This is a genomic window from Streptosporangium oxazolinicum (genome assembly GCF_039537505.1).
Taxonomy (GTDB): domain Bacteria; phylum Actinomycetota; class Actinomycetes; order Streptosporangiales; family Streptosporangiaceae; genus Streptosporangium; species Streptosporangium oxazolinicum.
The window spans coordinates 24,854-45,106 of the sequence record NZ_BAABAQ010000025.1 but is presented as its reverse complement, the minus strand read 5'-3'; the positions used below and the strand labels follow the sequence as shown (position 1 = coordinate 45,106).

The following is a 20,253-nucleotide window of genomic DNA, read 5'->3' as shown; positions in this document are numbered from 1 at the left end:
TGGTCGGGGACATCCACGGGGTGAAGGTCTCCGGCTCCGACGTCGAGGAGATCAGGCAGGCGATGCTGACGATGCCCGCGCACCCCGACGTGGAGGAGGGGCTGACCCGGATGAGGGACGCGGGTTTCCGCCTGGTGACGCTGACGAACTCCCCGTCCAACCCGCAGGGCGAGAGTCCGCTGGAGCACGCCGGCCTCGCGCACTTCTTCGAGCGGCGGTTCACCGTCGAGACCGTTCGCGCCTACAAGCCCGCCTCGCAGGTGTATCACCTGGTGGCCCAGGAACTGGGCGTGCCGCCGTCCACCTGCTTCATGGTCGCCGCCCACGTCTGGGACACGGTGGGAGCACAAAGCGCCGGCTACACCGCGGGTCTCGTCACCCGGCCGGGCAACGCGCCCCTGCCGGTGGCCTCCCTGCCGCAGCCCAACCTCGTCGCGCCCGACCTGCCGGCCCTGGCCGGGCAACTGATTCAGCGGTGGCGCTCATAAGCCGTACGACGGCCCCGACGCGGCCACCGATATACAGACACATGCGGTGTCGCGGCGCGACCGCTTCGACACGTGGGCCCGGGCCGGGACTGCTCGTGAGGCTTAGAGCGGGCTCGAAGCCTCACGACGCCGGCGTGGCCACGCAGAAACGAGCTGCCGCAAACCGCGGCGCGTTACATCCGAACGCCGCATTCGCGCACCGCTTCGACCGGAGGGATCTCAGGCTCACCCAACCACCGGATTGGACCGGGCGTCAGGGGCCGCCTGTCTGCGCAGGCTCCGGACGAAGGAAAGAAGGCACACCCATGTCCGGCTCCAAGCGCATCGTCATCGATCAGATCTTCCCGCCGCTGGACGACCACGTCGTGCAATCCCGCGACGTCGCCGAATGACCACGACGTTCTCCAGCGACACGACAGGAGGAGTCATCAGCGCGTTCGAGCATCAGTACCGCCACCTCGCCGGGCGTGAGCCGGTCTTCGCGCGCCTGCTCGACGAGTACGGCCGGCCCGATCCCTTCGAATGGCACGACGGCGGACGCACCGGGGCGAGTCACTTCGCCGCGATGGCACTGCACATCATCGGACAGCGGATCTCCGCCACCGTGGCGTTCGTCGTCTTCGATCGGATCGCCGCGGCCACCGGCGGCATTCCCACCCCGGACGGCGTTATCCGGCTGGGCGCCGAGCGGTTGCGTGAACGCGGCCTTTCCCGGGCCAAGGCGGCCTACGTCCTGGACCTTGCCCAGCGGCAGGCGAGCGGGCTGATCGACATTGAGAACATGGCCCCGCTCGACGACGGCGAGGTGATCGCCGCGCTCACCGCGGTGCGCGGCATCGGCCTGTGGTCGGCGCAGATGTTCCTCATCCACCAGCTCCACCGGCCCGACGTCCTGCCGGCCGGAGACAGCGGCATCCGCCGCGCCGTCCGCGAGGCTTGGCGACTCCGCGAGCTGCCCGCCGTAGGCAAGGTACGCGACATGGCGGCCGGATGGGCGCCGTATCGCTCCTATGCGGCCGCGCTGCTGTGGCGATCACTACGACCCGCCGGCGAGCCCTCCGACCCCAAGGCCCGCGCCCTGAGCCGCGAGACGATGACCGATTCGCGCTCGTCGTCAGCGGCGACATGGTCGCCCCGCCCCGCCCGAGACCGGCGTGCTGAGCCGCCATCTGGATGAACCGCCGCACACCGCGACAACCACGCGTCCTCCCCGGATTTCCCGGGTGAGCGCGTCATCGAAGAGTCCGTATCGGGGGAAGGGAAGAGCGGTGATGGAGAAAGAGATTATCCGAGTCGAACCCTTGTCGACCTACCTGGAACGGTGGAAGGCGCCGACCTCGGCCGTCACTCGAAGCGGTGACACCGTCTACGTGTCGGGATTTCCTCCCTTCGACCCCGGCACCGGAAAGGTCGTCCAGGATGCCTCCATCGAACGCCAGACCGAACTCGTCCTGGAGCAGATGAAACTCTGCCTGGAGACGGCCGGGTCGTCTCTGGGCAAGGTGCTCAAGTGCAACGTGTACTGCACATCGGTCGAGAAATTCGCCGCGGTCAACGCGATCTACACGCGCTACTTCCCCAACGATCCACCCGCCCGGATCTTCGTCACCGTTCCCGCCTGGCCTGGAACCTTCGACATCGAAATGGACTGTGTCGCCACCGTGTGACGCGTTCGCGCCGCGTGCGGCCGACCCAAGCGCAGAGGTCCTGGACGACCTGCGGCTCCGCGTCGCGCCGGGCGAGTGGTGGACCGGGGCGTCCGGCCGGCGCGGGCCCCTGACCGACGACTGCTTCGGTCGCCCCTACACCGACGCCGACATCGAACTTGCCCTGGCTCGCGACCCCCGCTCCGGCCTGGCCGAACGCGCTTTCATCCCATTCACCTGGCGGGCGTGCCTGCTCTGGCTGCCTGAGCCGAGCCGGCGCTGCTCGGGGTCCGGTTCGGTGATCAGCGAATACCCCTCAGGTAGGAGGCGTGAACGATGAAGCGCAGCCGGTACGGTGACCACCACCCTGGACCTCGTGCGTACGTACGGTCTCGCAGGAGCTCGCGGTAGGAGACACTGACGATCCGGCTCCGTGGGCGAAAGCGAGCTGATCGTCATGAACGGCATCGTCGAGGCAGGCGGCCTCCGGCTGACCCATGCCTGGATGCGCGGGATGCCTGCCGGCGGGCGCGTCCTGCTCATGCGGGCAGCCCGATGACGACGCTCACGCCGGTGCGACCGGTGTCCCTGACGCCCGCAGGCGATGCGACCCCTGTCATGAGGGCCGTCGTCGACGGCATCGAGCCGGAGACCTTCTTGTGACTCACCTTCCACCATTCAAGCAGGACCGTCACGTCATCGCGCATCGATAAGGCGACCGGTCGCGGCTGCCCCTTTCCTGCCTGCGGGTCAACGACAGCGTGCCTCGGGCCGCGCACGGGTGGGTGGGGCGATGCGGTGGTGCTGGCCTGGAAGCCGTTGATCTCCAGCGGGAACATCATGCTGGCGGCGCCGTCGATGTGCGGATGACTCCAGGCCATCCAGCTGTGAAACGGGCCCGAAGCGATGAACCGGCGGTTGCCGACCCCGGTGGAGGTGAAGAACACCGCCCCCGCAGGGCGGCCCAGGAGCAGCTCGTCTCGGGCCGGATCCTGGCGGGCCCTGTTGAACTCGGGCGCGGTGCGAGTAGCCCCTGCCGCTGGCGTTGCCCCGCCAGGCCCAGCTCACCCTCCTCTGGAAGGGCTCCACTGAAAGGGTGATAAGCGGCAAAAGAAATCTTTGTTCTTTTTGTGGCGTTCGTCGCCGTACCCCGGGGAGGGCATAACGGGTACGGGCCCGCACGCTCAAGGACGGGGGAAGCGATGTCACCGGGCAGGAGAGCACAGCCTAAAGGCACGCGCCACGGCTTCGCGGAGAATCCCGACGGGAGCTACGCCACCACGGGGCGCGGCCTGGAGGTCCTGGACAACCCGCTGCTGAACAAGGGCACGGCCTTCACTCCGGACGAACGCGAGGAACTGGGCCTGTACGGACTGCTGCCGGCGGCCGTCGAGACGCTGGATCGGCAGGCGCGCCGCGCGTACGCGCAGTATCTGGCGCAACCGGACGACCTGCGCAAGAACATCTACCTGACGGCGCTGCAGGAGCGCAACGAGGTGTTGTTCTACCGGCTGCTGGGCGATCACCTGCCCGAGATGCTGCCGATCGTCTACGACCCGACGATCGCGCGGGCGATCGAGGGCTACAGCCACGAGTACCGGCGGCCGCAGGGGGTCTACCTGTCGATCGACGACCCGGCGGGTATCCGGCGGGCCTTCGCCAACCTGGGCCTGGGGCCCGACGACGTCGACCTGATCGTCGCCTCCGACGCCGAGGAGATCCTCGGCATCGGCGACTGGGGGGTGGGCGGCGGCGCGGGCATCGCCGTCGGCAAGCTGGCCGTCTACACCGCCGCCGCGGGAGTCGACCCCGCCCGGGTCGTCGCCGTGGCGCTGGATGTGGGCACCGACAACGAGAGGCTGCTCAACGATCCCCTCTACGTCGGCAACCGGCACTCGCGGGTGCGGGGGCGGCGCTACGACGACTTCATCGACGCCTACGTCTCGGCGGCCACCGCCGGCTTTCCCGGCGCGATGCTGCACTGGGAGGACTTCGGCCCCTCCAACGCCCGGCGCATCCTGGAGCGCTACACCGGCCGCGTGGCCACCTTCAACGACGACATGCAGGGCACCGGCGCGATCGTGCTGGCGGCCATGCTGGGCGCCGTCCGCGTCTCGGGCACGCCCATGCGTGAGCAGAGGATCGTCGTCTTCGGCGCCGGTACGGCGGGCATCGGGATCGCCGACCAGCTGCGCGACGCGATGGTGCGCGACGGCCTGACGCCTCAGGAGGCCGTCCGGCGGATCTGGGCGGTCGACCGGCAGGGCCTGCTGACCGACGACATGTCGGGCCTGCGCGACTTCCAGCTTCCCTACGCCCGCCCGGCCGCGGAGGTCGCCGGCTGGCCCAGGGAGGCCCGCGAGGACGGGATCGGGCTGGGTGAGGTCGTCGGCCGGGTCCGCCCGACCATGCTGCTGGGCACCTCCACCGCGCACGGCGCCTTCACCGAGCAGATCGTGCGCGCCATGGCCGCCGCCGTCGAGCGTCCCGTCATCTTCCCGATCTCCAACCCGACGAGCCGGATCGAGGCGATGCCCGAGGACCTGATCCGCTGGAGCGCGGGCCGCGCCCTGGTCGCCACCGGCATCCCGGTCGCCCCCGTCACCCACGGCGGCCTCACCTACACCATCGGCCAGGCCAACAACGCTCTGCTGTATCCGGGGCTGGGCCTGGGGGTGATCGTCTCGCGGGCCCGGCGGGTCAGCGGCGGCATGCTCCAGGCCGCGGCCGAGGCGGTCGGCGCGATGGCCGACGTCTCGGCTCCGGGCGCCTCGCTGCTGCCGCCGGTCGCCGATCTGCGGGAGGTCTCGGCCACGGTCGCCGTCGCGGTCGCCCGCCGGGCCGCCGCCGAGGACCTGGCCCGGGTGGACCTGCCCGACCCCGTCCAGCAGGTCCAGGACGCGATGTGGCAGCCGCGCTACCGGCCGGTCAGGGGAGTGTGACGGTGGCCGCCCGCCATCCGCGCCGCGCGAGCCAGGCCGCGCCGAAGATCGGCGACGTGCCGATCGGGCTGCCGGTCTCGGGCACCCGTACCGAAAGTGACTCCATGGGGGAGATCCAGGTTCCGGCCGATCACTACTGGGGTGCGCAGACCCAGCGGTCACTGATCCACTTCGACATCGGCGAAGACCGGATGCCCAAAGCCGTCTACCACGCCTACGGTGTCGTCAAAAAGGCCGCGGCCCTGGTCAACGGCGAGGCCGGGCGCCTGCCTCGCTGGAAGGCCGACCTGATCTGCCGGGTCTGCGATGAGATCATCGCCGGTGAGCTGGACACGGAGTTCCCGCTGTATGTCTGGCAGACCGGCTCGGGCACGCAGTCGAACATGAACGTCAACGAGGTGATCTCCAACCGGGCGATCCAGCTACTCGGCGGCCGGCTCGGCACCAAGGAACCGATCCACCCCAACGACCACGTCAACATGGGACAGTCGTCCAACGACACCTTCGTCACCGCGATGCACATCGCCGCGCTGCGGGCCGCCACCGGCCGCCTGCTGCCCGCGCTGGCACGGCTGAGGGACGCCGCCGAAGCCCACAGCCGCGAGTGGGAGCACGTGGTCAAGATCGGCCGTACCCATCTGGAGGACGCCACGCCGCTGACGGTCGGCCAGGAGTGGTCGGGCTACGCCGCCCAGCTCCAGGACGCCGACGCCGATCTCCGACATGCCCTGGAGGGGCTGCACCGGCTGGCGATCGGCGGCACCGCGGTGGGCACCGGGCTGAACGCGCCGCCGGGGTTCGGGGACGCGGTCGCCGCCCGGATCGCCGCCCTCACCGGGCTCGCCTTCACCGGCGCGCCCAACGCGTTCGCCGCGCAGGCCTCCTGTGACGCGCTGGTGCGTTTCTCGGCGGCACTGCGCACCCTGGCGGTGCCCCTGTTCAAGTTCGCCAACGACATGCGCTGGCTCGGCTCGGGGCCCCGTACGGGCCTGCACGAGCTGGTCCTGCCCGCCAACGAGCCGGGTTCCTCGATCATGCCGGGCAAGGTCAACCCGACCCAGGCCGAGGCGGTGCTGATGGTCTGCGTGCAGGTGATGGGCAACGACACGACGGTGGCGATGGCGGGCGCGGAGGGCAACTTCGAGCTCAACGCCTTCCGGCCGGTCATCATCGACAACGTCCTGCGCTCGCTGCGCCTGCTGGCCGACGCGATGGACCACTTCCGCGCCTATCTCGTCGAGGGCGTCCGGCTCGACACCGCCAGGCTGCGGGACAACGTGGACCGGTCGCTGATGATGGTCACCGCGCTCAGCCCGGCCATCGGCTACGACGAGGCCGCGCGCATCGCCCACCGCGCGCTGCGCGAGGACCTCACCCTCAAGGACGCCGCCCTGAGGTCGGGTGTCGGCGAGGCCCTCTACGACCGTGTCGTCGATCCCGAGCGCCTCACCCGGCCCGGTGTGGCCTCCGCCGACGGGACCTGAGACCGGGGAGGAACCCTCAGAAGTGGTTCAGCGGCTCGGGGAAGCTGCTCCTCATCTGGGGCGAGGTCGCTCTGCTCCGGCGCCCAAGTGTGGTCGTTGAGGATGAAGACCAGGCCGAGCTGACGGGCCCAATGCGAGAACGGCGTCCAGGAGTCTTTCGCAGGAACGCGATGGAAGCGTCGTCATCGCGGAACTCTTCACGCAGGCGATCGGCGGTCTCTCCGGCCAGATCGGTGGTGTCTTCCTGCTGAGAGCGAAGCCGCCGACGGCCGCATCGGCCAATACAGGCCGACGCCGTCGTGACGGACGACGAAGATGCGGTCGAGGTAATCGCATGTGTCAGGCTCGGGGCGGTCCTCGGCGCTCCATGCGGCGGCGTCGGTGAGCGAGCCCGGTCCCCACAGCAGATCGGCAGGGTACTGGGTGACCTCGTGGCGAAGACGGTGCGCAGGTCCTCGAAGCTCTTGCGGGTGCCCTCGGCCGCCTGCGGCGCGAGGTCGAAGCGGGCGACGACCTGCTGCTGGAACTCAGCGGCGCCTTCCGGGTTCATGCGTACGCCAGAGCCCAGACCCATGGGGGTGAAGCGCAAGGTGCGCTCGTCGGCTTGACGCAGCTCTTCCAGCGTCTTGATGATCACTACCGGGCCCTTCCGTGGCGTGGCGAGCCGGTCAGGATGCATTCCGGGCCTCACCGTCGCAGGCCGAAGCCGAAGCCAGGCTTGTGCATCGTCAGCCACCCCGTCCCCGGCTCCTGCCGGGGGCGATCTGCCCGGCGGCCGGGGCGGGCCCCTGTCCTACGACGCCGCCCACCACCGCTGGCAGATCCACTGCACCGCCACACGCGTCGAGATCGACATCCACCGGCTGCGCCACGCCCACGCCACCGAACTCATCAACGCCGGCGTCTCCATCGAGGGCGTCCGCCGCCTCGGCCACGCCTCCACCGAAACCACCCAGCTGTACGCGCTGCTCGACGACAAGGTCACCGACGCCGAGATCCGCGCCGCACGCCGACGCCGGGACCAGGCAACGAGCTAAGGAAGCTTCGCAACCAAGAGCAGCCTCAGCTCACCGCAAGCAAGATCCTTCTCAGCGCCAATGGCCGTCCGTTGGTTCCTCACCCCCGGACTCGGTGCTGAGCAAGCATCTCAAGGTCCTGCGGACGGCAGGGTATGTGAAGGTGACCAAGACGTCGGGCAAGGCCGCCAGAAGCACATGGATCGCGATCACCTTCGAGGGCCGGCGGGCACCTGGACGAGCCCCGCCGTCTCAGTGACCTGGCGAGGGTCCCCGACAGCGGGTGAACGCTGGAGGAAGCCTCGCGCAGGCCGTTACCACGCGGGCTGGTCCCGCGGGGTCACTGTTTCGACATCGCGCAGGAGTAGTCCGCGCTGCCGGAGCCGCTGTACGCCTCCAGCTCGACGTAGTGCGACCCCGAGCTCGTCGCGGTGTAGGTGAGGGACTCGTCGGTCCCGGCCCCGTTGTTGACGGAGCGGACGAGCGTGCTGCCCGCGGAGTTCAGGACATACAGGTCCGCGTCGTAGTCGGAGGGGATGGAACAGGTGACGGTGATTGTCTGCCCGCTGTTCAGCGAGACCTTGAAGTAGTCCCGGTCCGAGGTGCTTTTCATGTCCCCGGTGACCGTCGCCGGATAGGCCAGCCCCGAGATGTCGTTGGCCGTGGTCCGGGAGTCGTTGGCCTCGGCCTCGGCGAAGGTGGTCTCCCCGGTGGGCGGGGGAGTGGAACAGGAGGTGACGGGGGTTCCGGCGTAGAGGTTGCCGTCGGCGACCCCGTTGGTCACGCTTCTGAGGTAGTAGCCGCAGGTGGGGCGGTTTTTGAAGTCGAAGGACTGCCCGGAGGCGAGCTTCCAGATCTTGTAGTCGGAGAAGGTCAGCGGCTGCCCGGCGACGGCCCGTTCGGGCTGGTGGTCTCCGAGCACGACGTAGGCGGCGGCGCCTGACAGGGTGGCCCGCCCGTTCTTGTCGAGGTAGAGGGAGCCGCCCTCCTCCACGCCCACCCCCCAGGCCTTGCCTCCGCTGGTCCTGCCGTCCTTGAGGGCTCGTGCGACGAAGGCCATCGTGCGTCCCATCCGGTCGCGGGCCACGAAGTGGGAGTCGTTGATCGTGTCGCGGTAGTCCTTCCACTGGAACAACCCATAGGTGAAGGTCATGGCGCTTTCGTAGGGATTGGACAGCGCCGAGGCGGAGGTGGCGCTGCCGCCGCAGGCGTTGTAGACGATGTCGCTGTTGATGTGGTGGCCGGCGCTGCCGCCGCCGCTTCCACCGCCCTTGGCCACGACGGACTCCACCGACGCCTCCAGTGAGGTGCCCTTCCAACTCGCGTACCGGCACTGGTCGCCACCGGCGAAGTAGACGAACTCGGCGTTGCGGATGTCGGTGTTGACCTGCGCGTTGTTCCCGTCGCCGGCGGCGGTCAGGGTGTCGGTGGTGCAGGAGTTGACGCCCGCCAGGGCGATGATGGCGTCGCACTCGGGGGTTCCGCCCGAGGAGCCGGCGAGTACGACGACGTCGAGGGAGCCGGTTCCGCCGCGGATGGCGTTGATGGCCGAGGTCATGGTGGCGGTGACGACGCCGCCGGACCCGTTCATCGTGAACGCCGGCCCGGACCAGGAGGACCTACTGACATCGGACGCGCTGCCCTGGCGGACGCGGGTGACGGATGCCTGTGCCTGCTGGGCGCCGGCCAGGACGAGCGGCAGTGACAGCGCCGCGGTCAGCAGCAGGGACAGCGGCCGGTGTGTCCGACGCGTGACCGAGGGAGTGGAGGAGGGGGTGGAGGAATGCATGGGAGCCTCCGGAGTGGGGGGAATGAAACGCACATTACATCGAGGCGATCGCGAAGTGAATAAGTAACTTCTAGTACGTCCTGCATGTGTCAACGGCATCGATGGCGATACGCGAAAGTTACATTCGTAACATCCTTGCGGAAATATGGAGTATCTGTAATGTTTGCTTCATCACAGCCTCCCAAGTCCTCTCCCGAGGTGCGACGTGCGTGCAACCCCTCTTTTCCTGACCGGCCTCGCGCTGCTCGGCGTCACCGCCTGCGGTCAGGCGGACACGACGGCCGACACCGTCAAGCCCGCCGCCGCCCCGGACGCCCCCGCCCCGGCCACGACGGTCGCCGGGACCTCTGTCACCGCCGACCCCGCCCTGTCCGCCCTGCTGCCCGAAACGGTGCGCAGCGCCGGCAAAGTGCGCGTGGCCACCGACGCGCCCTACCCGCCGTTCGAGATGTTCGTCACCGAGGGCAGCGCCGACCTCACCGGCATCGACTACGACCTCGGACAGGCGCTCGGGGCCCGGCTGGGCGTGAGGTTCGAGTTCACCCAGCAGAAGTTCGACGGCATCATCCCGGCCATCCAGGCCGGCAGGTTCGACGCGGTCATGTCGGCGCTCACCGACAACAAGGAGCGCCAGGCGGTGCTCACCTTCGTCGACTACTCCGTCTCCGGGACCGGCATCCTGGTCAAGAAAGGCAACCCCGAAAGCGTCACCGGTCCGGCCGACCTGTGCGGCAAGCGGGTGGGCGTTCAGGCGGCGACCAACCAGTCCAAGCTGATCGACAGCTGGCAGGCCGAGTGCCGGGGCGCGGGCAAGCCCGCGATCGACAAGAAGGAATACCCCAAGGACACCGACGCCCAGCTCGCCGTCAAGGCCGGCACCGTGATCGCCGTTCTGAACACCAAACCCGCCGCGATCTACACCGCCCAGACGGCCGACGGCGGCAACGCCTTCGAGTCCGTCGACGACCCCGAGGCGCCCGGCGGATACAACGCCTCCCCCAACGGTATCGGCGTGACCAGGCAAAACCCCGAGCTCGTCACGGCCATACAGAAGGCTCTGCAGTCCCTGATGGACGACGGCACCTACCGCAAGATCCTGGCCAAGTACGACGCCGAGTCCATCGGCCTCACCACGGCCACCGTCAACGCGGCGGTGGACTAGCCCATGGCACACACCGCCAAACCCACCGACCCGGCGGCCGCCCCCCTCGCCGACGCCGGCGAACCCCCTCCTATCAGGGCGATCCCCGTGCGGCACTACGGCCGGTGGCTCGCCGCGGCGGCGGTGCTGTTCCTGCTCGCGGGGCTGGTCAACTCGCTGATCCGCAACCCCAACATCGGCTGGCCCACGATCGGGGAGTACCTGTTCAAGCGGGTGATCCTCGACGGGCTGGTGACCACCGTCTGGCTGACCGCGGCCGCGATGGCCATCGGCATGGTGGGCGGCACCATCGTGGCGATCATGCGCCTGTCGAGCAACCCCGTGCTCTCGGTCGCCTCGTGGACGTTCATCTGGCTGTTCCGCGGCACCCCGCTGCTCGTGCAAATCCTCTTCTGGGGATTCTTCGGCATCTTCTACGCCGAGCTTGAGCTCGGCATCCCTTTCACCGACCTTGTCCTGTGGTCGGCCCCCACCAACCAGGTCATCACCCCCATGGTCGCCGCGCTGCTCGCGCTCGGCCTCAACGAGGTCGCCTACGCGGCGGAGATCATCCGGTCGGGCATACAGTCGGTCGACCACGGGCAGACCGAGGCGGCCCACTCTCTGGGCATGTCGCCCCTGCAGACCATGCGCCGGATCATCCTGCCGCAGGCCATGCGCGTGATCGTGCCGCCGATGGGCAACGAGACGATCAACATGCTCAAGACCACCGCCCTGGTGTCGGTGATCGCCGCCGCCGAGATGATGACGCAGATCCAGCGCATCTACAGCCAGAACTACCAGACCATTCCCCTGCTCATCGTGGCCAGCATCTGGTATCTCGTACTCACCAGCCTGCTGTCGATCCCGCAGGCATACATGGAACGCCGTTACGGGCGGGGAGCCGGTCGCGGCTCCGGCGCGCTGCGTCGCCTGGTCGGGGGAACGCGATGACCATGGTCCTGGCCGAACGGGTGCGCAAGCACTTCGGCAAACTCGACGTGCTCAAGGGTGTCGACCTGCGTGTGGACAAGGGCCAGGTGATGTGCCTGCTCGGGCCGAGCGGCTCGGGCAAGAGCACCTTCCTGCGCTGCGTCAACCATCTGGAGAAGATCGACGGCGGCCGGCTCAGCGTGGACGGCGAGCTGGTCGGTTACGCCCAGGCGGGCCGCGGCCGGTTGCGTGAGCTGAAGGAGAGGGAGATCGCCCGGCAGCGCCGGGACATCGGCATGGTCTTCCAGCGCTTCAACCTCTTCCCTCACATGACGGCACTGGAGAACATCGTGGAGGCCCCGATCAGGGTCCGCGGGCAGGACCGGGCGCACACCGTACGGCAGGGCATGGACCTGCTGGCCAGGGTCGGCTTGCAGGACAAGGCGAGGGCCTATCCCGCGCACCTGTCCGGAGGCCAGCAGCAACGCGTCGCGATCGCCCGAGCGCTGGCCATGCGGCCCAAGCTGATGCTCTTCGACGAACCCACCTCCGCCCTGGACCCCGAGCTGGTCGGGGACGTGCTCGACGTCATGCGCGGCCTGGCCCGCGACGGCATGACCATGATCGTGGTCACTCACGAGATCGGCTTCGCCCGTGAGGTCGCCGACACCGCGGTCTTCATGGATGACGGTGTCGTGGTCGAGTCGGGAGCCCCCCGCGACATCCTGGACCACCCCCGCCATCCCCGCACTCGCGCGTTTCTTTCCAAGGTGCTATGAACCTCGACGATTATCTTCACGACCTCAAGACCCTGGTCGGTATCGACTCGGGATCCTACGACGCGGCGGGAGTCAACAAGATCGGAGACTTCGTGGCCGAACGCCTGGGCGTACTCGGCTTCGACGTCGAGCGGCGGCAGACGCTGCCCGAACTCGGCGACATCGTCATCGGCCGCAGGCGCGGCACGGGCAGCCGCCGCATCCTGCTGCTGGCGCACATGGACACGGTCTTCGCATCCGGTACGGCCGCCGCCCGCCCGTTCAGGACATCGGGCTCACGCGCCTACGGGCCGGGGGTGTGCGACGACAAGGCCGGGCTGCTGGCCGGGCTGTACGCCGTGCAGACGCTCGTCGCGCAGGGGCGCGAACCCTACGGCGAGCTGGTCCTGTGCGCCTCGCCCGACGAGGAGATCGGCGCGCCGGGCAGCCGGCCGGTCATCGAGGCGCTCGGCGGGCAGGCGGACTACGCGCTGTGCCTGGAATGCGCCCGGGAGAACGGTGACCTGGTCAGCGCGCGCAAGGGCGTGGCGGACCTGACGGTCGTCGTCGAGGGCCGGGCGGCGCACGCGGGCATCGAGCCCGAGCGCGGCGCCAACGCCGCCCTCGCCGCCGCCCATCTGATCATCGGCCTGCAGGAGCTCAACGGCCTGGTGCCCGGCGTGACCGTCAACGCCGGGGTGATCCGCGCCGGATCCCGGCCGAACGTCGTCTGCCCGGAGGCGAGGATCGAGATCGAGGTCCGGGCGCCGGCCGTACGGGATCTGGACACCGTCCTGCACGCCGCCGACCGGCTCGCCGCCGACAGTCGTGTGCCGGGCACCCGGGCGACGGTACGCCGGGGGCCGATCACCCCGCCGATGGAGGCCACCCCCGAGACGCTGGGCATGCTCGCCCTCGCCCAGGCGATCGCCTCGGAACTGTGTCTCCAGATCGAGGGCGCGCCCACCGGCGGCGTCAGCGACGCCAACCTCACCGCCGGCGTCGGCACCCCCACACTCGACGGACTCGGGCCGGTTGGCGGCGACGACCACTCCGAGACCGAATGGCTTGATCTCACCTCGATCGTACCGCGCGTCACCCTGCTCACCACTCTCATCGAACGACTCTCGGAGAGACAATGATCCCCCTCCCCACGCGCCGGGCCACTCTGGCGCTGCTCGCGGCCGTCACGGCCGCCACCGTGTCCGCCGCCGCACCAGCCATCGCGTCCGTCACCGCACCCGCCGCCGCGCCCGCCGGGAGCGCGGCCTCCGGCGGCACCCTGGTGCTGGTCGGCGGCTCCCTGGACGACGACAACGACGAGATCTACGGCGAGATCGTCAGCCGGGCCGGCGGTGACCAGGCCCGGTTCGGCGTCATCACGGCCGCGTCGCTCCCGCCGAGCCAGGAGCCCGACGGCAACAACAGCGCCTCCAACGGCGTCTTCTACAGCGACCTGCTGAAGAGACACGGCGCCGGATCCGCCGAATGGCTTCCGATCGACCTGGACCACCCCACCGCGGCCGACTCACCCGAACTCGCCGCGAAGGTGCGCTCCATGACCGGCTTCTTCTTCGGGGGCGGCGACCAGTACCGTTACGTCCGGCTGCTGCTCCGCGACGGCAGGGACTCACCCGTCCTGGCGGCCATCCGCGAACGCCTCGCCCGGGGCGCGCTCGTGGCGGGCACGAGCGCCGGCGCGCAGATCCAGGCCGGAGAGGACATGGTCACCGGCGGTGAGTCCTACCAGGGCCTGCGCGACGGTGCCCGCGCGGGCTACTTCGACGACGCCACCGTCCTGGGATACCTGCCGGGCGGCGGCTTCGGCTTCTTCCGCCACGGCCTGCTCGACACCCACTTCTCCGTCTACGGCAGGCAGGGCCGGGCCGTCCGGCTGGCCTCCGACACCGGTAACCGGCGGGTGTTCGGCCTCGACGAGAACACCGCGCTGCTGGTCACCGGCGTCGGCATGGGCCGGGAGAGGCTTCGGGTGATCGGCGAGCACGGTGTCTCCGTGCTGGATCTGGCGCGATCGCGGACCACGCGGCCGTGGTCGATCCGCGACGTGCGCTGGAGCCACCTCACGCGCGGCGACCGGTGGACCCCGTACGGCGTCCAGATCGCCCCCGGCAAGCTGCCCGCCCGGGGCGAGAACCGCACGGCCCGGCCGGCCAGCCAGGACATCTTCGACTCGGCCGACGGCTCGGGCGACGGCTACGAGCTCTTCGAGGCCGCCCAGGACCTGGCGACCGCGTGGCGCTCCCGCTCCGCCACGGGATTCACCCTGGAGACCGGCCCGCGCTTCGCCGTCACCCTCACCAAGGACAAGGACTTCCGCGCCTACGCCGGAGGCTCCTTCACCGGACTGCGGATGGACATCCGTACCGGCTGAGCATCACCATCGATCAACAAGGCGACGGCACCGGACATCAGGGAGGACGACGAGCATGGCGCGTGTCAGCGATGTGATCCGAGAACGACTGGGCGAGTGCAGCCCGGCCGAGCGCAAGGTCGCCCGCGCGCTGCTCGCCGCCTACCCCTCGGCGGGCCTCGAGACCGTGGCCAGGCTCGCCGACCGGGCGGGTGTCAGCGCCCCCACCGTGTTGCGCTTCGTCGGCCGGCTCGGCTTCGGCGGCTTCCCGGAGTTCCACGACACCCTGCGCGCCGAGCTCAACGAACGCGACGCCTCGCCGATCGCGCTCTACGAGAGGACCGAGTACGGCTCTCGCCCGCCCACCGGCGCGGCGACGTTGCTGCGTCAGGCCGGGCTCATCCTTCAGCAGTCGGTCGCCCAGACCTTCGCCACCGTGCCGCCCGACGACTTTCAGGCGGCCATCGACCTGCTGGCCGACCCTGGCCGCCGCGTCCTCGTGCTCGGCGGCCGGTTCACCCGGCTGATCGGCCGCTATCTGGCCCTGCACCTGGTCCAGATGCGCGACGACGTGCACCCCCTGTCCGAGCTGTCCGTCGAGCGTGCCGCCACGCTCGCCCGCCTCGGCCGCAAGGACGTGGTGGTCGTCTTCGACTACCGGCGCTATGAGCCCGACACCCTCACCGTGGCCCGGCACGCCCGCGACCAGGGTGCGCGCGTCATCCTGTTCACCGACCCCTGGCTGTCGCCGATCGCCTCCCTCGCCGACGTCGTCCTGCCGTGCGAAGTCGGGGCACCCTCCCCCTATGACAGCCTGGTTCCCACCTTCGCCACCGTCGAGGCTCTGGTCGCCGGCATCCTGACCGCCCTCGGCCCAGCCGCCCACGACCACATGCTCCACGTCGAGGACACCGCGCGCCTGACGAACCTCTACAGCCAGGACTCCGGCGACGGCACGGTTTTGAGCGCGGATCCCGAGCCGGAGAGACACCCCACCGATCCGTCCCCCACCCCGCACCCCGAGTGAGGTGAACCCGTCCGGCGTTGATGGGGACTCCCGCGGTTGGTAAGGATGGAGCCCATGGCCGGTCGATCGAGGCCGGGCCCTGCCTCCGATGTGTGGACATCTTGAGTACCGGATGATGGAGATCCGGAGACAAGGAGTTCCACGTGGCGATGAAGTCGTATCCGCTGGAGTTCAAGGCGGACGTCGTCGCGTTGTATCTGTCCGATCCGGGACGGGCGCCGGCTTCGGTCGCTGAGGATATGAGGATCAGCCGGGAGACATTGCGCAACCGGGTGCGTCAGGCGCAGGCGGAGGGCGCCGGGGCGCGGGGCCCGGTGAGGAAGCCGGCGCATGGCCCGCTATCGCCCGATGACGTGCTGGAAGAGGAGAACAAGCAGCTCAAGGCCCGGATTCGGGAGCTCCGGCACCCGCCTGCGCCAACGCGTCCGCACCACCGTGCCCGAACCTTCGGCGACGCCGGTGCCTGACCTGTTGGACTGGGACTTCACCGCCGACGCACCCGGCCTCAAGCACATAGGCGACATCACGTATCTGCCGGTCGGCGATGGCGAGTTCCTCTACCTGGCGACTGTCCTGGACTGTTTCAGCCGCCGGGTCGTGGGCTGGTCGATCGCCACCCACATGCGCACCGAACTGGTCTCCGAGGTCAGTAAGCGAGGGCACGGTTCCTCGCCGCGCCAGGCCCGTTCGGCCAGCGCCGCGGCGCGCACCTCGGCGACCTGGACCGCGGCGCGGGCGGTGTCGGACGCCGCCCACGGCCGGTTGGCGCGGTCGGGGGTGGGGACGCGGTGATGTCACAGGTCTGTGGGGGACTCAGCCGGCGCGGCGTCGTGCGGCGAGGTCGGCGAACCAGCGCAATGCCTCGGGGTCGTCAACGGCGCTGATGGTGCAGGCCTGCTCAGCTGGGACGCCCTGGATGATCCGTTTGATCGGCACCTCGAGTTTCTTGCCGGTGACGGTATGCGGGATCGCGGGGGCACACAGCACGTCGTCGGGGACGTGCAGGGGAGAGGCGTGCTCGCGCACCGCCGAGCGGATCCGCCCGATGAGTTCTTCGTCCAGCGTCGCGCCATCGGTTAACTGCACGAACAACGGCATCCAGTAACCGCCGTCGGGACGCTCGACACCAAGGACCAGCGCCTCTGCCACTTCGGGTAGCGCCTCGACCGCCTGGTAGATGTCTCCGCTTCCCATCCGGACACCGTTGCGGTTGAGCGTGGAGTCGGAGCGGCCGTGAATGATCGCGGTGCCGCGACTGGTGATCGTCAGCCAGTCGCCGTGCCGCCACACTCCCGGGTAGTGGGCGAAGTAGGTTTCGCGGTAGCGGTGGCCGTCGTCGTCCCCCCAGATGCGCAACGGCATCGAGGGCATGGGCGACCGGATGACCATTTCGCCGATCTCGTCGGTGACGGCGTGGCCGGCCTCGTCCCATGCCTCGACGTGGCAGCCCAGCGAACGGCAGGACATCTCACGCTCGTACACCGGCAGCCAGGGCGCCCCGCCGACCAGCGCGGCTGAGAACTCGGTGCCGCCGCTGAACGCCCGTAGCGGCAGCGAGGGGCCGAACTCCTCGACGATCCAGCGGTAGCTGCGAGCGGGAACCGGCGAGCCGGTCACCCCGATGCCGCGCAACGCCGACAGGTCGTGCTCGGTCGCCGGGTGCACCTCGGCCTTCTCGCAGGCCAGCAGATACCCAGGGCTCACCCCCAGACCGCTGAGCCGTTGCTCGGCGGCCATCTGCCACAGCCGGTCGACCGACGGGTACATCGGGTTGCCGTCGTAGAGCACGGCGGTGGCGCCGGACAGCAGGCCGTTGACGGTCCCGTTCCACATGATCCACGAGGTGGAGGTGTAGGACATTCCGCGGTCGCCGGGACGGACGTCGCCCTGCAGACCCGACTGCGCCAGCGCGGTGATCAGGACGCCGCCGTGCCCGTGCACCAGGCCCTTGGGCAGCCCGGTGGTGCCCGAGGAGTAGACGATCCATAGGGGATGGTCGAACGGAACCGGGGTGGGCCGCACCGTTTCGTTCCCGGTGAGGAGGTCCGTCCACCGCGTGCCCGAAGACGGCAGGCCGGTCACGGGCACAGTCACGACATGACGCAGGGTGGGCAACGCCGCGGCGAGTTCGGAGACCACCTCGCGCCGGTCGTGCAGACGGCCGCCGAATACGTAGCCGTCGGCCGCGATCAGCAGGACGGGCTCGAGCTGGGCGAAGCGGGCGGCTGCGCCGCCCGGCCTGAGTTCCGGCCCGCACGCCGACCACACCGCTCCGATGGCGGCGGTGGCGAGGAACGCGACGACGGCTGCGGGCACGTTCGGCAGGTATCCGACCACTCGATCGCCCGCGCGCACCCCCATCCGTGTCATCGCGGCAGACACCGCGCCGATCTGGGCGACCAGTTCACCCCAGGTCAGCTGCGTGCGGGTGCCGTCCTCGCCGAGCGACACCAGCGCCGGTTCGTGCTCGCGTCCCGCGGCCTGCCGCAAGATCTGGTCGACGTAGTTGAGCCGTGCGCCCGGGAACCAGACCGCGCCGGGCATGGTCGGCTCGGCCAGGACCGCGGAGTACGAACTGCCCGGGGCGATGTCGAAGAACTGCCAGACCTCGGCCCAGAACTCCTCCAGGTGCTCGACCGACCAGTGCCACAGCGACTCGTAGTCGGACACCTTCACTCCGTACCTACCGGACAACCGCCGAGCGAACGTGGAGAGTTGGGATGCCTCAACCTGCTCGGGCGCGGGCGTCCACAGCGCGTTCGTGCTCATCGGTCCGCTTGCGGGTGTTCGCGCGGCGGCGTTGTGTCCATCGCTCCGCCTCCCGGGCCGCGGCCACGCGGACCGATCGCGGTGATCTCCTCTTGCCGGAGCCGCGCGACGGCCACGGTCAGCGCGTCGCCCTCGCTCCACACCCGGACCGGGGCTCGAACGACCCGATCTGTCATGGACACCTCCACTGAGGAACCCCGAGATTTCACCGATAGATCTATCGTAGAGTTCCCTTTCTGGGCTGTCGAGCACATGACCGAAGCTCAAGATCATTGATAACCTGAACGGTACCCTGGGCGCGAAGGTGAGCCTTGACCAGAGCAGCGGCCTCGATCGAGGCGGGAAACGACGCGGAAGCCGGGGGCCACATGATTGAGAAGGCTCGGGACGGGCAGCGCCGAGCGCTCTCGCGAAAGGAGATCAAGGCGATCACCCGGCGCCGCCTTCTGGAGGCCGGGCTGCGCATCCTGGACGAAGAGGGCGAGACCGCGCTGACGACCATCAACGTCACCCGCCGCGCGGGCATCGCGCAGTCCAGCTTCTACGTGCACTTCACCGACATGGACGACCTGCTGCACAACCTGATCGACGAGCTGTCGCTGGAGCGGCTGCGGTCCACCAGGGCCGCGAGGCGGGAATCACGGTCCGCGCCGCACGACATGGAGCGCTTCCGCGACACCTTCCGGGTGCCCATGAAACATTCGCTCGCCCACCCCCGGCTGTTCCGCCTGCTGTTGCGCAGCCGGCACGACCGCACCTCCCCGCTGGGAGAGTGGGCGCGCGAGGTGTTCGAGGACAACCGCGCCGCGCTGGTGGAGGATCTGACCCGGATCGGCCTGCCGAACGGCACCGAGGGCGAGCGGCGGCGGCTGAACATGATCGCCGATGGTGTCGTCGCGCTCACCGAGTCGCTGACGCTCGGGCATCTGGAGGGGCGCTACCCCGACCTGGAGGAGGCGATCGATCTCCTGGTCGTCTTCTCCGAGGGATACCTGCGCCTGTGCCGGCGGCCGTAGCCGGGTCAGTCCCACCCGGTCGCGGCGCCGTCTCTCATCGCGAGCGGACCGACGGGCCAGCGGAAGCAGTCGACCATCAACCGGTCGACCTGCTCGGCGGTGGCGACCTTCTCCTGAACGACCCGTGCCGCCTCCCTGACCGCCGCGAAGTAGACCCGGTTGGCGACATAGCCCCAGGAGGTGGGCGCGTCATTGATCACGACGGGGTTCTTCCCCGCGCTGGAAGCCAGGTCGGTCACCAACGCGACCGTCGCGTCGGAGGTGAGCGGCCCGCGCACGATCTCGGCCAGGCGCATCACCGGGGCCGGTGACGCCCAGTGCCAGCCGATCACCCGGTCCGGACGGTCGGTGGCGGCGGCGAGCGCGGCGACGGGGAAGCCGCTGGAGTTGGACGCGAGCACGGTGCGCCGCGGGCAGTTCCGGTCGAGGTCGCGGAAGACCGAGATCTTGAGGTCGAGCCGTTCTGGTACCGCCTCCACGACGAGGTCGGTGTCGTAGAGGCGCCGCACCTCATCGGTGAAGGTCAGCCGGCCGGCCGCCGCCTCGGCCTGCGCCTGGGACAACTTGCCGCGAGCGACCGCGCTGTTCAGACCGAAGCGTCCCGTCAGCACGGTCTCCTCGGCACGGTTCAGCGCGTCGGCCGACGCGTCGTGGCAGACGACCTCATTGCCGGCCGCCGCCAGCGCCTGGGCGATGCCCGAGCCCATCACGCCAGCACCGAGAACGCCCACCGATCGGCCCATGCCGCCTCCCGCCTGTGACACCACGTGCGAACGTAATTCACCGTTAACATTATCGTCGAATAGGCCTATCTGTGAAGCCGTCTCCACAGGGATCTGGAGGCGACCGCGGACAACCGGCCTTCCCCGGCGA

22 protein-coding genes and 1 pseudogene are annotated in these 20,253 nt (G+C 69.6%); 18 read left to right on the top strand and 5 right to left on the bottom strand.

Annotation, left to right across the window (positions count from 1 at the left end; all coding sequences use genetic code 11):
* The 5 genes from ABD817_RS39115 to ABD817_RS39095 form a co-directional block, all read left to right on the top strand.
* A partial coding sequence (locus ABD817_RS39115; protein ID WP_344923520.1) for an HAD family hydrolase occupies positions 1 to 488 on the top strand: 488 nt, incomplete at its 5' end.
* A gap of 134 nt (positions 489 to 622) precedes the next feature.
* Positions 623 to 880: a hypothetical protein gene (locus tag ABD817_RS39110; protein ID WP_344923519.1), complete on the top strand. Its 258-nt coding sequence runs from the start codon at positions 623 to 625 to the stop codon at positions 878 to 880.
* Positions 877 to 1,665: a DNA-3-methyladenine glycosylase family protein gene (locus ABD817_RS39105; protein WP_344923518.1), complete on the top strand. Its 789-nt coding sequence runs from the start codon at positions 877 to 879 to the stop codon at positions 1,663 to 1,665. The genes ABD817_RS39110 and ABD817_RS39105 overlap by 4 nt, the downstream gene beginning before the upstream one ends.
* A 94-nt stretch (positions 1,666 to 1,759) precedes the next feature.
* On the top strand, positions 1,760 to 2,155 hold the full coding sequence (locus tag ABD817_RS39100) for a RidA family protein (protein ID WP_344923517.1): 396 nt from the start codon (positions 1,760 to 1,762) through the stop codon (positions 2,153 to 2,155).
* Between the two features lie 412 nt (positions 2,156 to 2,567).
* Entirely contained in the window at positions 2,568 to 2,693 is a 126-nt protein-coding gene (locus ABD817_RS39095; RefSeq protein ID WP_344923516.1) for a hypothetical protein, read from the top strand.
* Here the strand turns inward: ABD817_RS39095 and ABD817_RS39090 are convergent.
* Positions 2,674 to 3,081, bottom strand: coding sequence for a hypothetical protein (locus ABD817_RS39090; RefSeq protein ID WP_344923515.1), 408 nt, complete (start codon positions 3,079 to 3,081; stop codon positions 2,674 to 2,676). The two genes, ABD817_RS39095 and ABD817_RS39090, sit on opposite strands and share 20 nt — an antisense overlap.
* A gap of 255 nt (positions 3,082 to 3,336) precedes the next feature.
* On the opposite strand from ABD817_RS39090, the gene ABD817_RS39085 reads away from it, so the two are divergent.
* Both ABD817_RS39085 and fumC read left to right on the top strand, forming a co-directional pair.
* Positions 3,337 to 5,076, top strand: coding sequence for an NAD-dependent malic enzyme (locus ABD817_RS39085; protein WP_344923514.1), 1,740 nt, complete (start codon positions 3,337 to 3,339; stop codon positions 5,074 to 5,076).
* Complete coding sequence (gene fumC / locus ABD817_RS39080) at positions 5,040 to 6,560, top strand: class II fumarate hydratase (RefSeq protein WP_344923513.1); 1,521 nt, start codon at positions 5,040 to 5,042, stop codon at positions 6,558 to 6,560. Before ABD817_RS39085 ends, fumC begins: the two co-directional genes overlap by 37 nt.
* A gap of 16 nt (positions 6,561 to 6,576) precedes the next feature.
* Here fumC and ABD817_RS39075 read toward each other — a convergent pair whose 3' ends face one another.
* Positions 6,577 to 7,197, bottom strand: coding sequence for a hypothetical protein (locus ABD817_RS39075; protein WP_344923512.1), 621 nt, complete (start codon positions 7,195 to 7,197; stop codon positions 6,577 to 6,579).
* Here ABD817_RS39075 and ABD817_RS39070 point away from each other — a divergent pair.
* Together ABD817_RS39070 and ABD817_RS39730 are read left to right on the top strand one after the other, a co-directional pair.
* Positions 7,190 to 7,597 carry a tyrosine-type recombinase/integrase gene (locus ABD817_RS39070; RefSeq protein ID WP_344923511.1) on the top strand — a complete coding sequence of 136 codons (408 nt, stop codon included), beginning with the start codon at positions 7,190 to 7,192 and terminating at the stop codon, positions 7,595 to 7,597. The two genes, ABD817_RS39075 and ABD817_RS39070, sit on opposite strands and share 8 nt — an antisense overlap.
* A gap of 94 nt (positions 7,598 to 7,691) precedes the next feature.
* A complete protein-coding gene (locus tag ABD817_RS39730) occupies positions 7,692 to 7,835 on the top strand; it encodes a transcriptional regulator (RefSeq protein WP_425583465.1) in 144 nt (47 codons plus the stop codon).
* An 81-nt stretch (positions 7,836 to 7,916) separates the two neighbouring features.
* On the opposite strand, the gene ABD817_RS39065 is transcribed toward ABD817_RS39730, so the two are convergent.
* Entirely contained in the window at positions 7,917 to 9,365 is a 1,449-nt protein-coding gene (locus ABD817_RS39065; RefSeq protein WP_344923510.1) for a pre-peptidase C-terminal domain-containing protein, read from the bottom strand.
* 205 nt (positions 9,366 to 9,570) lie between these two features.
* Here ABD817_RS39065 and ABD817_RS39060 point away from each other — a divergent pair, with 205 nt between their 5' ends.
* The 8 genes and pseudogenes from ABD817_RS39060 to ABD817_RS39025 form a co-directional block, all read left to right on the top strand.
* Positions 9,571 to 10,527 (top strand): ABC transporter substrate-binding protein, encoded by a 957-nt coding sequence (locus tag ABD817_RS39060; protein ID WP_344923509.1) that lies wholly within the window; start codon positions 9,571 to 9,573, stop codon positions 10,525 to 10,527.
* Positions 10,528 to 10,530: 3 nt separating this feature from the next.
* A complete protein-coding gene (locus ABD817_RS39055; RefSeq protein WP_344923508.1) occupies positions 10,531 to 11,460 on the top strand; it encodes an amino acid ABC transporter permease in 930 nt (309 codons plus the stop codon).
* The gene (locus ABD817_RS39050) at positions 11,457 to 12,218 is read left to right on the top strand and encodes an amino acid ABC transporter ATP-binding protein (RefSeq protein WP_344923507.1); all 762 of its coding nucleotides are present in this window, start codon (positions 11,457 to 11,459) and stop codon (positions 12,216 to 12,218) included. Before ABD817_RS39055 ends, ABD817_RS39050 begins: the two co-directional genes overlap by 4 nt.
* Complete coding sequence (locus ABD817_RS39045) at positions 12,215 to 13,339, top strand: M20 family metallopeptidase (RefSeq protein ID WP_344923506.1); 1,125 nt, start codon at positions 12,215 to 12,217, stop codon at positions 13,337 to 13,339. Before ABD817_RS39050 ends, ABD817_RS39045 begins: the two co-directional genes overlap by 4 nt.
* Complete coding sequence (locus ABD817_RS39040; protein ID WP_344923505.1) at positions 13,336 to 14,589, top strand: cyanophycinase; 1,254 nt, start codon at positions 13,336 to 13,338, stop codon at positions 14,587 to 14,589. Before ABD817_RS39045 ends, ABD817_RS39040 begins: the two co-directional genes overlap by 4 nt.
* A gap of 55 nt (positions 14,590 to 14,644) precedes the next feature.
* Positions 14,645 to 15,595 carry a MurR/RpiR family transcriptional regulator gene (locus ABD817_RS39035; protein ID WP_344923504.1) on the top strand — a complete coding sequence of 317 codons (951 nt, stop codon included), beginning with the start codon at positions 14,645 to 14,647 and terminating at the stop codon, positions 15,593 to 15,595.
* Positions 15,596 to 15,744: 149 nt separating this feature from the next.
* Complete coding sequence (locus tag ABD817_RS39030; RefSeq protein ID WP_344923522.1) at positions 15,745 to 16,062, top strand: transposase; 318 nt, start codon at positions 15,745 to 15,747, stop codon at positions 16,060 to 16,062.
* Positions 16,007 to 16,240, top strand: a pseudogene (locus ABD817_RS39025) (DDE-type integrase/transposase/recombinase); the annotation flags it as partial. The gene ABD817_RS39030 and the pseudogene ABD817_RS39025, both read left to right, overlap by 56 nt.
* A gap of 168 nt (positions 16,241 to 16,408) precedes the next feature.
* On the opposite strand, the gene ABD817_RS39020 reads toward ABD817_RS39025, so the two are convergent.
* Positions 16,409 to 18,364, bottom strand: a complete 1,956-nt coding sequence (locus ABD817_RS39020) for an acetoacetate--CoA ligase (protein WP_344923503.1) — start codon at positions 18,362 to 18,364, stop codon at positions 16,409 to 16,411.
* 311 nt (positions 18,365 to 18,675) lie between these two features.
* On the opposite strand from ABD817_RS39020, the gene ABD817_RS39015 reads away from it, so the two are divergent.
* Positions 18,676 to 19,380 (top strand): TetR family transcriptional regulator, encoded by a 705-nt coding sequence (locus tag ABD817_RS39015; protein ID WP_344923502.1) that lies wholly within the window; start codon positions 18,676 to 18,678, stop codon positions 19,378 to 19,380.
* Positions 19,381 to 19,385: 5 nt separating this feature from the next.
* On the opposite strand, the gene ABD817_RS39010 is transcribed toward ABD817_RS39015, so the two are convergent.
* Positions 19,386 to 20,123 carry a 3-hydroxyacyl-CoA dehydrogenase family protein gene (locus ABD817_RS39010; RefSeq protein ID WP_344923501.1) on the bottom strand — a complete coding sequence of 246 codons (738 nt, stop codon included), beginning with the start codon at positions 20,121 to 20,123 and terminating at the stop codon, positions 19,386 to 19,388.
* Between the last annotated feature and the right edge of the window lie 130 nt (positions 20,124 to 20,253).